General features: G+C 56.4%; 11 protein-coding genes and 1 pseudogene. 6 read left to right on the top strand and 6 right to left on the bottom strand.

Going from position 1 to position 13,757, the window contains the following annotated elements:
- The 3 genes from PMO31116_RS19290 to PMO31116_RS19280 all read left to right on the top strand — a co-directional run bounded on the left by PMO31116_RS19290 (position 1) and on the right by PMO31116_RS19280 (position 3,408).
- Positions 1-525: an arsenate reductase (azurin) small subunit gene (locus tag PMO31116_RS19290; RefSeq protein WP_150568093.1), complete on the top strand. Its 525-nt coding sequence runs from the start codon at positions 1-3 to the stop codon at positions 523-525.
- A gap of 10 nt (positions 526-535) precedes the next feature.
- On the top strand, positions 536-3,013 hold the full coding sequence (locus tag PMO31116_RS19285; RefSeq protein WP_150568092.1) for an arsenate reductase (azurin) large subunit: 2,478 nt from the start codon (positions 536-538) through the stop codon (positions 3,011-3,013).
- 65 nt (positions 3,014-3,078) lie between these two features.
- A complete protein-coding gene (locus PMO31116_RS19280) occupies positions 3,079-3,408 on the top strand; it encodes a c-type cytochrome (protein ID WP_025249489.1) in 330 nt (109 codons plus the stop codon).
- Positions 3,409-3,426: 18 nt separating this feature from the next.
- Here PMO31116_RS19280 and arsC read toward each other — a convergent pair whose 3' ends face one another.
- From arsC to PMO31116_RS19255, 5 genes are all read right to left on the bottom strand, one after another.
- The gene (gene arsC / locus PMO31116_RS19275) at positions 3,427-3,855 is read right to left on the bottom strand and encodes an arsenate reductase (glutaredoxin) (RefSeq protein ID WP_025249490.1); all 429 of its coding nucleotides are present in this window, start codon (positions 3,853-3,855) and stop codon (positions 3,427-3,429) included.
- Entirely contained in the window at positions 3,852-4,934 is a 1,083-nt protein-coding gene (locus PMO31116_RS19270; protein ID WP_025249491.1) for an ArsO family NAD(P)H-dependent flavin-containing monooxygenase, read from the bottom strand. Before PMO31116_RS19270 ends, arsC begins: the two co-directional genes overlap by 4 nt.
- A 357-nt stretch (positions 4,935-5,291) precedes the next feature.
- On the bottom strand, positions 5,292-5,531 hold the full coding sequence (locus PMO31116_RS19265) for a hypothetical protein (RefSeq protein WP_025249492.1): 240 nt from the start codon (positions 5,529-5,531) through the stop codon (positions 5,292-5,294).
- 172 nt (positions 5,532-5,703) lie between these two features.
- Positions 5,704-7,182 carry a TnsD family Tn7-like transposition protein gene (locus tag PMO31116_RS19260; RefSeq protein ID WP_150568091.1) on the bottom strand — a complete coding sequence of 493 codons (1,479 nt, stop codon included), beginning with the start codon at positions 7,180-7,182 and terminating at the stop codon, positions 5,704-5,706.
- A 6-nt stretch (positions 7,183-7,188) separates the two neighbouring features.
- Complete coding sequence (locus PMO31116_RS19255) at positions 7,189-8,049, bottom strand: TniQ family protein (RefSeq protein WP_224785329.1); 861 nt, start codon at positions 8,047-8,049, stop codon at positions 7,189-7,191.
- Between the two features lie 592 nt (positions 8,050-8,641).
- On the opposite strand from PMO31116_RS19255, the gene PMO31116_RS19250 reads away from it, so the two are divergent.
- From PMO31116_RS19250 to PMO31116_RS19240, 3 genes are read left to right on the top strand one after another with little or no spacing between them, the layout of a single operon-like run.
- On the top strand, positions 8,642-9,793 hold the full coding sequence (locus PMO31116_RS19250; protein ID WP_150568090.1) for a PDDEXK family nuclease: 1,152 nt from the start codon (positions 8,642-8,644) through the stop codon (positions 9,791-9,793).
- A complete protein-coding gene (locus PMO31116_RS19245) occupies positions 9,787-11,808 on the top strand; it encodes a transposase (protein WP_150568089.1) in 2,022 nt (673 codons plus the stop codon). The genes PMO31116_RS19250 and PMO31116_RS19245 overlap by 7 nt, the downstream gene beginning before the upstream one ends.
- The gene (locus PMO31116_RS19240; protein ID WP_150568088.1) at positions 11,805-13,133 is read left to right on the top strand and encodes a hypothetical protein; all 1,329 of its coding nucleotides are present in this window, start codon (positions 11,805-11,807) and stop codon (positions 13,131-13,133) included. Before PMO31116_RS19245 ends, PMO31116_RS19240 begins: the two co-directional genes overlap by 4 nt.
- Positions 13,134-13,521: 388 nt before the next feature.
- On the opposite strand, the pseudogene PMO31116_RS19235 reads toward PMO31116_RS19240, so the two are convergent.
- Positions 13,522-13,656: pseudogene (locus PMO31116_RS19235) on the bottom strand (MFS transporter); the annotation flags it as partial.
- Positions 13,657-13,757: the final 101 nt, after the last annotated feature.

Here is a 13,757-nt window from a genome sequence, read left to right as displayed (position 1 = left end):
ATGTCCGATAAGAACTTAACGCGCCGCACATTTCTCAAGCTCAGCGGTGGGAGTGTCGCAGTAACCGCTGTAGGCATTGCACAGCCAGCATCAGCCGCCCCGGCCGCAGCGCCGGATACCAGTCATACGGTTCTTCCCTATCCGCGAAAACCCTTGGGCACTGCGGGGCAGATTGTTCAGGGCACACCGCTCCAATTCAGTTATCCCGACGCATCTTCGCCGTGTCTTGCTATCAAGCTCGGCGTGCCCGCGCCCGGAGGCGTCGGGCCGAATCAGGACATCGTCGCGTACAGCATGATGTGCACGCACATGGGCTGCCCGGTCGCTTACGACGCAGGGACAAACACCTTCAAGTGTGGGTGTCACTACAGCATGTTTGATGCGGAAAAAGGCGGACAAATGATTGCCGGTCAGGCGACGGAGAATCTGCCGCGAATTCATCTCACCTACGACGATAAGAGCGGCCGTATCACTGCCACGGGTGTTGAGGGCATGTTGTACGGTCGGCAGGCGAACGTCCTGTAACGGAGGAGTCATGAACAACAACGGTGACCGCATTACGCTGCCGCCCCCGAGCGCGCAACGTACCAACATGACTTGCCACTTCTGCATCGTGGGGTGTGGCTATCACGTCTACAAGTGGCCGGAAGGGACCGAGGGAGGCCGAGCGCCAGGAGAAAACGCGCTTGGCGTCGACTTCCGAAAACAGGTGCCACCACTATCGCTGACGCTTACGCCCGCGATGACCAACGTCGTGAGCGACGCAAACGGTGCTCGCTACAACGTCATGATTGTCCCGGACAAGGAGTGCGTGGTTAATAGCGGGCTCAGTTCTACGCGTGGCGGCAAGATGGCCATGTACATGTACAACCCATACGGCTCCACGCGTGACCGGCTTCTCAACCCGCGCCTCTATGTCGGTGACCAGTGGGTAGACACGAACTGGGACCGCGCGATGAAGATTTATGCCGGCCTGCTCAAGCGCACTCTGGATAAAGATGGCCCAAGCGGCGTGGTGTTCTCGGCATTCGACCACGGCGGTGCCGGCGGTGGCTTTGAGAACACCTGGGCGACGGGAAAGCTGATGTTCACGGCAATTCAGACGCCGATGGTGCGTATCCACAATCGGCCGGCCTACAACTCTGAGTGCCACGCCACCCGCGAAATGGGCATTGGTGAGCTGAACAATTCCTACGAGGATGCAGAGCTCGCGGACGTTCTGATGTCGATTGGCAATAACGCATACGAGACCCAGACGAACTACTTCCTCAATCATTGGGTACTCAATCTCCAAGGTGGAACGCTCGACAAGAAGAAGCAGCATTTCGCTGGCGAAGCTACACCGGCCACGAAGATTATTTTCGTCGACCCTCGTCGCTCGCCGACCATTGCTATCGCGGAGCAGGTCGCTGGCGCAGATAACGTGCTTCATCTGGACATCCAGCCGGGGACGGACGTTGCGCTCTTCAACGGGCTGTTCACTTACGTCGTTTCGCAGGGTTGGATTGACCGAGACTTCATCGCCCAGCACACGAACGGGTTCGATGACGCGGTGAAGACCAACCATATGTCGCTCGAGGAAGCCAGTAAGGTCACTGGCGTCTCCGTCGACAAACTGCGCAAGGCGGCCGAGTGGGCCTATAAGCCGAAGACGTCCGGTCAGCTGCCGCGCACGATGCACGCCTACGAAAAAGGAATCATCTGGGGCAACGACAACTACCTGATTCAGTCAGCGTTGGTCGACCTAGTGCTTGCGACACATAACGTCGGTCGCCGAGGCACAGGTGTGGTTCGCATGGGCGGCCACCAGGAGGGATACACGAGACCGCCTTACCCCGGAGACACGAAGATTTACATCGACCAGGAGCTCATTCACGGCAAGGGCCGCATGCTGACTTGGTGGGCCTGCAACAACTTCCAGACCAGCAACAACGCCGAGGCGCTGCGTGAAGCCGTACTCAGACGCTCGCAAATTGTGAAAGAGGCAATGCAGAAGGCTCGGGGCGCGACCGATGAGCAACTTGTCGATGCCATTTTCGATGCCACCGGAAAAGGCGGCCTGTTCGTGGCTTCCGTCAACCTCTATCCGACCAAGCTTGCCGAAGCGGCGCACATCATGCTGCCAGGCGCACACCCTGGTGAAACCAACCTCACGTCAATGAATGGCGAACGGCGCATGCGCTTGTCGCAGAAGTTCATGGACCCGCCGGGTAGCGCAATGCCCGACTCGCTTATCGCTGCTCGAATCGCCAATTCCCTGAAGAGCATGTACCAGGCCGACGGCAACTCGAAGATGGCCGCGCGCTTCGATGGCTTCGACTGGAAGACTGAAGAGGATGCCTTCAACGACGGGTTCCGGCAGGCCGGGCAGCCAGGGGCGCCGAAGATTGACAGCCAAGGTGGTGGGACAGGCAATCTCGTGACGTATGACCGTCTAAAGGCAGCGGGAAACAATGGCGTTCAGTTGCCCGTCAAGTCGTACACCGACGGGAAGCTGGTCGGCACCGAGATGCTCTACACGGACTCCAAGTTCGACACGGCCGACGGCAAGGCGCAGTTCAAGCCGGCTCCCTGGAACGGTTTGCCGAAAACGGTGGCCCAGCAGAAGGAGAAATATCGGTTCTGGATTAACAACGGACGGAACAACGAGGTCTGGCAAACCGCTTATCACGACCAGTACAACGAGTTTGTCCGGGGACGATACCCGATGGCTTACCTGGAGATGAACCCTGACGATGCCAAGGGGCTAGGTGTCTCGGCTGGCGACATTGTCGAGGTCTTCAACGATTTCGGTTCTACGTACGCGATGGCCTACCCGGCTAAGGAAATCAAGCAGGACCAGACGTTTATGCTCTTTGGGTATGTCAATGGCATCCAGGGCGATGTGACGACCGATTGGACCGACCGAAACATCATTCCCTATTACAAGGGCACCTGGGCCAACGTGCGCCGCGTCGGTGCCATGGAGGATTACCAGAAAACCGTGAGTTTCAAGAGCCGACGATACGCGTGATTGCAGTCATATGCCGCCCGCCACCCCGGGCGGCATTTTTCTTTCCAACGACTATGGAGAAATTGATGAAGCGATTTCTGGGGATTCTTCTGGGCTTAACTGTTGCAGTGCCAGCTTTTGCTCAGGTCGATGCCGCCAAGGCTACGTCCATCGCGAGTAAGAACATGTGCTTCTCGTGTCACGCCGCCGACCACAAGATTGTGGGGCCAGCGTATCGCGAGGTTGCCGAGAAATACAAAGGGGATTCTGGCGCGATGGCCAAGCTGATAAAGAAGGTCAAGCAAGGTGGTTCCGGCGTGTGGGGGCCCATGGCCATGCCGCCGAATCCCGGCATCAGTGATGCCGACCTGAAGATTGTTCTGACGTGGATTTTGGCGGGCGCGCCACAGCAGTAGCGCGCCCGGTATTTCTGATTATCCCTTGGTGACGCGGTTGCCTTCACTGTCGACGACGACTTCGCCGTCTTCCTTGGTGAAGGCGCCTTTTTGCGGCGTCGGCAGGATGTCCAGAACAACCTCTGACGGACGGCACAGTCGCACGCCGAGCTCCGTCACAACGATAGGCCGATTGATGAGGATGGGGTGCTCCATCATTGCATCCAACAGCTGGTCGTCCGTCACGCCGTGTTCACCGAGTCCCAGTTCTGCGAAGGGCGTGCCTTTCTCGCGGACCACCTCGCGCACGGAAAGACCCGACCGCTCGATAAGGTCGAAGAGCTGGTCGCGTGTCGGCGGATTCTTGAGGTATTCAATGACTTCCGGCTCGATGCCAGCGTTCTGAATCATGGCCAGCGTGTTGCGCGACGTCCCGCAATCCGGGTTGTGATAAATCGTGACCTTCATGAGCTACTCCGTTCTTGAATTGAAGCAAGGTATTCAGCAATCTGATTGGCCGTGTCCCGGGCACCACGCATCACGCCGATGAGCGTCGCTGAGGCGAAGCCTGTCCATTCGCCATAGCCAACGAGCCATAGCCTGGGTTCGCGAATAGCGTGAGTACCTTCAGTCGCTACACGTCCATCGCTTTCGAGCACGCCTAATTCGTCCAAATGGTCGAGCGCCGGTCGGAAGCCAGTGCACCAGATGACGGTATCCACAGGTGAGTGGGAGCCGTCCGCCCAGACCACGCCATCAAATACGAAGCGGGAGAACGGGCGAACCGAATGAAGGACGCCTCTGGACCTGGCCTCCTTCACGCTCTTCACCATCACTACGTCACCGAGGCCGCCCGTGAGTGCGGGCGCTGGCCTGCCTTCGCTTTGAGCCTTCCACTTTTCGGTGGCGCGCTCGAACAGCACTCGTCCGTCGACCTCGTCTGGCAGGAAGAGCGGCTCGTCCACCGTAACCCATGTCGCGTTACAAACTAGCGACACCTCGGCGAGTATTTGAGCCCCCGAATTGCCGCCACCGACGACAAGTACGTTCTTGCCATGTAGGTTGCCGGCATTACGGTAATTGGCGGAGTGAAGTTGTTCGCCTTCGAACAGCTCTTGCCCGGGATAGGTCGGGATGTAAGGCTTCTTCCATGTGCCGGTGGCGCTAATCACCGTTTGCGCCAACCAGTGACCGTCATTGGTCTCGACGAGCAAGCCCGTGTCGGCCTGCGTCACGGACGTGACGTGAACAGGACGTCGAATCGGAATCTGGTACCGGTGTTCGTAATCGGTCAGGTAGCGGATGACTTCGTCCCGCGACGGATATTCACTCTCGCTACGTGGCATCGGCCAGCCGGGGAGCGAGCTCCATTGCGCAGGCGAGAACAGTCGCAACGAATCCCACGCCTGCTGCCATGCGCCACCGGGAGACGGCTGCTCGTCCAACAGAACGAAGTTCAAGCCGGCCCGGCGCAGGAAGTAGGCTGTCGCTAGCGCTGACTGGCCGCCTCCAATTACGCAGACGTCGGTCGAAAGGGTTTGTTGCATCGTTAGCGTGGCAAAGCCCGAGGTTAACTCAACAATTCCATAATACCGGAAATATAGGTTCGTTGACTGAATGGCCTATTGCAACTGCTACGGATTGACGCCCCCGAACTGTTCTCGAGCCAGTGGTTTGGGCCTGAGACGACGGGCCAGTTATCGAGGAGCACGGTATCATCGACTTTGAAAAGTTTCAAAAGTGATGAAACTTCGTGATACCAGACCAAAGGTGTTGGTGGATGCTCCTAGGGTCAACTGCACGCTAGCGGCATACGGCCCCTCTACCCTCTGCACCGCCCCCAAACGGTTTGGTCGCGCCCTTCGATACCGTGCCCCCATCTCGACCACTTCTTCAATCGCGAATCACTTACCGGCGTTGCCGTGAGTGGAATTCGCAACGGCCAGCGCCTTGTTACGCTCGGCCCGGCACTCCTCGAGCGCCCTCGACAAAATTTCAATCTCCGACCGCATGCTGGCCGCATTCCGAAGCAACTGAGCAATACCATACCAATACTCGTAACCCAGGTCGCCATCCGCGAGCGCGAGCTCGTGCAACTTCCGCAGTGCTATGTCTAAGTCGATTTGGTTTTCTAGCGCTCTCATTGTGGTTCTCCTTTCGGATGTGGCCGGCATGCTCCCGGAAGTGACGACGAGTTGAGACTCTCCACAGACAATCTGACGCTCTTCCCGAAACCAGCCGGAACCGGCCCAGCTTGCCCCGCAGCGAATCCACACAGAACGAGGAAACTGTCCGGCACGCGTCACCGCTGAGCGGTCACTCACGCTTCCAAATTGCGGGAAGCACCTCACGCAACCAGTCCCTATCATGGTTGTAGAGCCACTGAAAGCCATTCCCGGGTAGCCTGCGAATCGCCTTTATGGGAAGGTCTGGGTGCGTGCGCAGAACTTCCGTTAGTCTCCGGCGATAGTGTTCTCGCTGTCGCCTCGCATACGCGTCCGCCCATTGACGCTTTAACGCTTGCCGGGTCGAAAGATAGTCTTTGATGAAGGCCGGACGAACGCACAGAGCACTGGAAATATGTGCACGACTCTGCCCATCAGATAACAGCTTACAAAGCTCGCGCTCCCGCTCAGTTCCAACAATTCTCGGCCGACGAAGACGCCCGTCCGCGCCAAGTTTGTCCAAGGTCCGCGTTGCCTGGGTCACAGGAATTCCCATGCTTTGAGCCACAACGCTCGCCGACTGCCCGTCGTCGACCATGCGACGAAGTACATCCTGCCCGTCACGGAGCTTAGCGAGTACGGCAGCCTCTCCCCCATCCGCCAGCAAGCTTGAGGCACTGGCATGCGCTTCGGCAAACTCATCAAAGCTATCGAACAGGCAGCTCATCAGCATGAGATGCTTTACCGGGTGCCGATGCCCTGCAAATCGTCGAACCAAGAGAGGAAGAAACCCTTCTGAAGTGCCAGAGATGTCACCAGTGAACTCGGTCCCGACCAGGCCGAGCGCCTCGCCAAAGTGGTTCACAAAAGTTTCGCGGAGCCGCCGCATGCGCAAGCTTCCATCGAGGGCAACCAAGCCGCGAGCCTTGGCCCCTAGGAGATAGACAACACGCAAATGGGCATCGGTATATCGGAACTCACGCTGAGCTCGAAAATGAAGCCCCCACACCCCAAGCTTCTCAAGAGCGCGAAACGCCGGTGAGTGCTGCGGTGCCAACATGTAGGGGCGGGCGAGATGCGGGTCAGGGAGGTAAAAATCGTCGGTAACGCCTCTCGACTGGATTGTGTCCTGCAACATCAACCAGACCCGATGGACGCTGCACACGAATGTCGATGGCAACTGCTGTGACGTCAACCAGCACGCCGTGCCCCTCCCTTCCCGCTGCGCTTCAGCACAGTAAGGACAGAACTTCAACGCGTTAAGGGCAAGGATGCCGGCACGCGGAATTCCCAACGTCCGCATTGCCCTCGAACCTTGGCTGCCAAGCAGGCGCTCACGAACTGCCAAGTCAGCGCGCTGAGACAGGAACGGCGCATGAATGCCGTAGATGGTTCGCTCAACAAGTAGCTCGCTTGCCGCCCTCCCATCCTGGATGTGCTGATAGAAGCGCCCTAATCGCGACGGGAAATCATGTCTGAGGCAAGCCGTTGGATGACCGCTCAGCAGACGACTGAAGCCTCGTGCGCTTAGCCCACCATGAAGTCGATATAACCGGGCACACCAGCTGTAAACCGTCTCATCGGCGTAAGCCGGCACACACGGACCGCACTGAAAAAGGGCTTCTTCCATACCGTTCTAGGCGGTCGGACGACAACCCAAGACTACGTCCAGCTCCATCTCGGCCCATTGGGCAACATTTTCCTTGCCATGTTTTGTGAGGAAGTCCGATTTCTCCATCGCGATTCGCGGGAGGATTAAGCTCTCCCACTCGTCTATATCAAACATCAATGCCAACGCCAATGGCTCAGCGACATAAGGCACCGCGTATGCGGCACAAACCACGTCATCAATAGGAAGAAATCGTTTCCCAAACTCTTTTCGCTTTTTGGCATCTGGGAAGATTTTCTCTAGCCAGTCATGCGGAAAGCGCTCAAACGCAACGTCACTGAGGTACCGCCCTGGCGCATCGTCCAGCGCAGTAACAAGGCCCATTTCTGCTGCTCGACGCCGGAGCATTGGGCTGAGCTTTTGCCGCAAAAGGCCATATAGGTAGCCACCACCAAGTGCCTTAAGGAGAAAACCAGCCGCGCCACTGTAGCTCCGAATGGCGTCCCAGCCCGCACTCCCTGGCGGGCCCCACTCCCTTGTGCTTCGTATATTTTTGGCTGCTGGCAACACACGCGACGGACACTGTTCGGCCACCGCCAATAAGGCGGTGCCATGTTCAAAGCATATGCACACGCCAGTCAATTGATGAGCACGGCGCCAGAATGGTGCCCCCAGCTCCTGCCGATGCTGGTTCACGCACTCGACACAGAAGCGCGCTGGTCGCGATGCCGTACCGGGCCTCGGCTCACCCAAAGAACTCCCGGACCACAACGCAAACGGCAGCGCATGCTCAAGCAGGAACGAATGGAGGGTCATGCCGAGCAATTTGGCAAGCGGCACATGATACCTACTCGAAAACTTCCCGCGCTGTAAAACTAGGCCTCCCAATCCAGGCCTTGGACGAACATCAAGAAGGTTAAGTGAGCAAATGCGACCAAGATACCCCAGCGCATACTCATCAATGGCTATCGTTGGCAAAATAAACAAATCCCCTCCCGACCATCAATCTGGCAAATCACCCAAACGCATTAACTCACCAGAAACCCAGAACCTCTATAAAACTATCACAACGATATGAAATTTCAACCACCGGTTTAAAAAATCAATTCAATGGTATACGACCAAAAAGTTAAGTTAACAATCATCGAATACCGTTAAACAAGCAATTTCGCAAGGAAATTTTATGTGGCAATAAATTTAATTGTGATGCAAAATAAATGCGATTTTATTTTTTAATTTACATCGATTATCAAACTCAGGCATGCAGAAATAATCACGAGCCATATGCAATGCATCAGACTGCGTTCGCAGAGCGAGCCGTCAATGCATGCAGTGGGTAGCAATTGGGGAATCGCCCCCCTCTCGAACACGCGGGTTCAAGGAAAGCGGAGATAAATGGAGGATTGAGATGTAGAAACGAAAAACCGGAATCACCTTACGGCTCATCCGGCTTCGCCTGCGAAATGCAGAAGACTATTACGTGGCAGTTTTAGTCTCCTCCACTCGCCTGGGCGTGTCAAGCTGTTTTCGCGATTTTCTCGAACTACTCGGACAGGAGAATCGCAGCTTACCGCTATGGAGGAAAATAAATGGCTCTCGCGAACATTATTTCCCTCAAGCGGCCTTTATAACGGACGCCCTGATGGGAACATCTATCGCATTAACATCCCTCCGCCTGAAACAGATTCTTAAACGTCAGAAGGACCCAGGCTGGGACGCCAGCTACGTGCCGTCCACGTTGGCCGTTCGCGGTGAGGCGCCGTCGATTTCTCACGCGCACATCATAAATTGCGCGAAACTGGCCAATAGAGACCTGCACCTCCTCTCCAACTCTGAGCTGGCCGCTACACTTTTAGGCCTTTACCACCCACGCACGGTTGGACTGCAAGAGCAGCGAATGCTCTCCCCAGCTCCGAAAGCGCACCCTCTCGCCAACTTCCCCGGTTGCATTGCTGGCGGATTACCGCCACTTCGAGGGATGGTGGCAGTAGCCGAACGGCTGAACTGCCTGAAGGTGCTCCCGCGCATTTGGGTGGACGACGTCAATTGCGAGAGGGGAAAGCGCGAAATTATCTTTCCTCATATCGGCGACCTGCTATGGGCGATACGAGCCCCAACTGGTCAGGTGTATTGCGTCAACTGGTCAGTGAAAGACAGCGAAGAAGCATTCAAACGACCGTTTGACTACAAGCGAATATCCCGCTCGAAGCTTCTGTTCCCCGCAGAGATTCAGACACGCCATGAACTTGAGCGCGTCTACTACGCAGACGCTGGTATCAGGACGGTGCACGTTGCCGGGAGCGAAATCGACAAGCACGTAACGTCGAACTTGCGGCTGCTTTTCTTACGTCACAAGCGAAGCGTGAGTCTGCCGGCTTCAGAGCAATCGGACCTCATTGCCCGTTTTCGAACGTGCCTGGATACCGGCCTTCCTCCGTTGCACGTAATCGCTCGCGTTGCTGGCGACGGCCTCTCCGTCGAAGACTGCTGCAACGTCTTTTACCAGAGCATATGGCGTCGGGCCTTAAGGGTCGACCTCTTCCACCCCGTGCTGATTGACAGGCCCCTTCGCCGCGAGAACGAAGATGTCCTTACCCGTTATGCCGGTTGGTTCGAGGAGAAGCCATGTTAATCGGAGCGCAAGTCACCACCCCGGATGGTTTTGGTCCGCTCGCCCGCGGCGTCACGTACCATTTTGTCGTCAACGCCGGCCCAACCATCCTGCTGGCTCAATTTGATTCATATGGCAAGAATACTCGTCAACCAACGGCGAGTCTGTTACGCCTTCCTCGAGACATCTTTGAAGACGGACTCGACCGGAACGCTATATCGGTAAGTCGAAGTGACGCTGCCGATTTACCGCCATGGCTGGAGGAACTGAAGGGCAAGAACATCATGGCAATCGATGCGCGCCGACCGAGCGGCAGGCGCTCCTACCTTGAGTATGTCCAGTCGAGGCTCATGCATCTCGCACGAGCTCTGGATAACCTGGACGCTATCTTTGCCGCGCCGGACATTGACTACGCAATCAACCAATTTGCAAACGACGCATCGCCCCCACAAAACAGGGGGAGATTTCGATTCTGGTTGCTTGTCTACCTCTGCTTTGGCCGAAACATGTGGGCTTTACTACCGCCTTTTCATCGGCTGGGGCGAGAGGAAGGGACGTATTCGGACGTCAAGCTAGGCGCCCCTTCGAAAGCCAATGGGAAATTTCATGGCTATGCAATGACACCCCATATGGTCGAGTTGTGCGTGAAAGGGTATCTCAAATATGGCGCTGCCGGGGTGACCATGAAAGTCATCTACACGCAGACGATGAAGTTCATATTCGGCTGCAAGACCAGGCGAGACGAGGACGGGTGCTTCCAGTACTACCAACCTAATGGTGAGCCCTTTCCCAGTTCACGCCAGTTTCGGTACTGGGTGACGAAAGAGTTTTCATTGGAAACCGTCCAGAGAACCCGTTTCGGTTCTGCGCGACACAGACGCAGCCTCCGTGCATCAAATGGCCGATACTCCGAGGAAGTCTCCAACGTTCTCGAAATAACCGAGTTCGACGGATACTTTACAAGCGAGCTACCCAAAGGCTACATCGAGGGTAGGCCACTTCCGCCACTATGCGTGGTTGTTGCCCGAGACAATCTGTGTGGGGTTATGGCAGGCATAGGGTTCTCGTTTGCCGAACGTGCGTCCGCCTACCGTATGGCGCTCTTCAGCATGGCGGTTCCTAAATCGTACTTCTGCGAACTCTTCGGCATCGAGCTGAAAGATGACTATTGGATATGCGAGGGCCTCCCGCCACACCTGAAACTTGACCGAGGCCCAGGGTCCACCCCGACTCTAGTCCGAGACGACAACGTGAAGCCGGTGATTCGGGACATGGTTCCGTCGTGGAGCGGGCAATCCAAAGCCACGGTGGAGTCGTCCCATCCCAGGGATGTGAAATTTGAGGGCCGGCCCAGCTACGTTCTGAGTGGTCTCACACCGGTCGAACTGGCAAAACGGGAGATTCTTCGGCTGATGGGCTACAACCATCAGACGGATATGTCCGCGCGGATGGAGATTGACCCCGACTTGGCCTACACGCTTCCAACGCCTCACGAGCTATACAAACATTACTCCGCAAGGCTGCGCAACTCTGGTTTGCCTGTCAGCATCGCTGAAGCAGTGCGTTCGTTTCTCACCCCAATCCCCGTATTTGCGAAGAAAGACGGTGTCTACCTTGACGACCGGCGATTCGACTGCGCGGAACTTCGAGATACTGGCCTGCTCGACAAAATCGCACGAAACTCCCTTGGCAGCGTGGAATTGCAAGGCTATATGCTCGACCTTTGCGTCAGGCACATCTGGGTTGAAGTTGACAGCACCATCATCAGGCTCGATGCCAAGTTGAAGATTCGCGACGACGAGAGCCTGCTTTTTGTATCAATTGAAGAACTGAAGCAATGGCGGGAAGCCCGTGCACGGGTGAACGCCAAGTTCGAAGAACATCGAAGTGCCGCCGCCGCAGAAATGATGGAGAGCTTCGAGGCAAGTACAGGAGAAAAATGGACCGTTGGCCGGCGAAAGTCAGGACCGGCAAAGAAGGATAGGCAGGAGACAAAAGAGGCCAACAGACACGTGTCAGGGAGAAAGTCTGCATGAAGAGCGACTCCCAAAATCCGTGGGTCGAGCGCTTCTCTCCTCTATTGAATCGAGAAACGATTGCAGAAAAGGCAGCGCTGAGGCCGGCACCGATTCTTGACCTCAGAACAATGACTCCGGACCAAGCCAGCATCGAAGTCGAGGCAGCATTCGGTCGAATTTACTACCCGAGCGCACAATGCGTGGACATTCTCTACAAATGGATAACGCACGCGCAAGAACATTGCAAAGCGGTATATCGCGACCCAATGGCGCACTTGCAAGGTGTCTATCAACACGAGCCTCCATTGCCGGAGTACAGCGTGCCAATCTGCCTGACCGGGCCGGCGGGAGTCGGGAAATCAGCGACAGTTGCGGCCTTTCGCCGGGTCATGCCAGGTATGGGCACAGTCTCCGCTGCCGACGGAACTTTGTTCCCTCTGGAAAGCCACCGCACGGTAAAGGTCGGCAACTGCAGTACAACGCGTGACCTTCTAATAATGCTCACGGCTCACCAAGGAGCAGGCACTGCAAAAATGCTATCCCAACTGCTTCGAAAGCAGGCGTTTCGCGATGGCGTGTCGTTCCTTTGCTTGGACGAATTTCAGTTCGTCTCACAATCCAATTCAGCAAACGCTCGGGTAACCGAGATGTTGCTGTCCGTCTACTATGCGGGGCTGCCCTGGGTATACATCGCTAACTTCAGTCTTCTGCATAAGCTTCGCGCCCGCAACGAGGAGGACGTTCACCGCCTACTGCCCAAGCCCATTCACCTTTTTCCGGAAGCCCATGACAGCGCCGACTGGACTACGCTATTGGAATGGCTGCAAGGGGTCGCTCCAGACGTATTTGTTTTCGACCCCGAGAAAGACGCTAAGTCGATACACAACATGACCGGTGGTGGAATCCGAGCGACAACATATTTGCTGCAAGTAGCGTGTGCCAATGCGGTTCGAGCTCGGTCAGACGTCGACCTTTTCGCGCTCGAACGAGCCTACTCCTCGAGAGATTATGCTGTCTTCCGTAACGACATCGAAACCTCAATGTCCATCCACAGCGGAAGCGGGAGCAAACGCAAGGACTTAGCCTCGCCGCTACAGTCATCGACAGTCGTCGATGCCGAAATGCAGTTCCAACAGATGCGCCAACGAGTGGCTGATGAAAAGGCACTTCTGGCCTCGCTTACCGCAAAGGAGCGTGACGCGCATAGGCAACTGCAGGATGAGCAACGTACCCAGAAACCATCAGCGAAGGTGAAGACAATCAAACCGGCCAAGAATACATCCGATAAGCCCAAGACCAACGCCCTTCTCGATAACTACGACTGGTTTGTCGATAACCTTTGACCTATACATCGACCGTGCCCATGACGAGCACTCGTCTATTCAAACGCGACCTCGCTCACGCGCACGAGTTAACTATGGGCCCATGTACTCTTCCGAGTACAAACATCGCGGACAACCTCAAACGCAAAAATCCAAGCGCTCCCGCCTAGTAGTCCTGCCACTGAAAGCGGAATTTCTCTGCGCTAACCCATTGATTTGTAACGGCCGGACAACTTCATGCGCAAAATTCCACTTTGCAGGCCCGATACGTTGGAGTTCGGACAGGTTCTTGTCAATTCTGGCCGCGAACAAAAACAACAAAAAATCAATAATTTACGAACCCTGGCGCGGACAACTTCAATTGTTCGTTTTCAGCCGCGCGCTACCGAGGTCGTCGCTGCGCGTGCGGCGGCGCCTCGATCGCACCCGACGCGCCGGCAAGCGCAAATACCGCCACGCCACGCATGCCGAGCGAGAACGGCGGTTGCGCGAGCCGCAGCGCAAGCGCCGTCCAGAAAGCGCTGAAGATACCGAGCGCCAGTGCCGGCCCCCGCAAGCCGCGAACCGGGGCAATGGCAGATCGGACGCGCAAACGCGCATGAAATTCGCTGGCGCAGCATACGGAACCCCACATGCCAGACCTCG

The sequence above is a fragment of the Pandoraea morbifera genome (assembly GCF_902459575.1).
In the GTDB taxonomy this organism is placed as follows: domain Bacteria; phylum Pseudomonadota; class Gammaproteobacteria; order Burkholderiales; family Burkholderiaceae; genus Pandoraea; species Pandoraea morbifera.
Note: the sequence above shows the minus strand (reverse complement) of the source record. Positions and strands in the feature narration are given on the sequence as shown.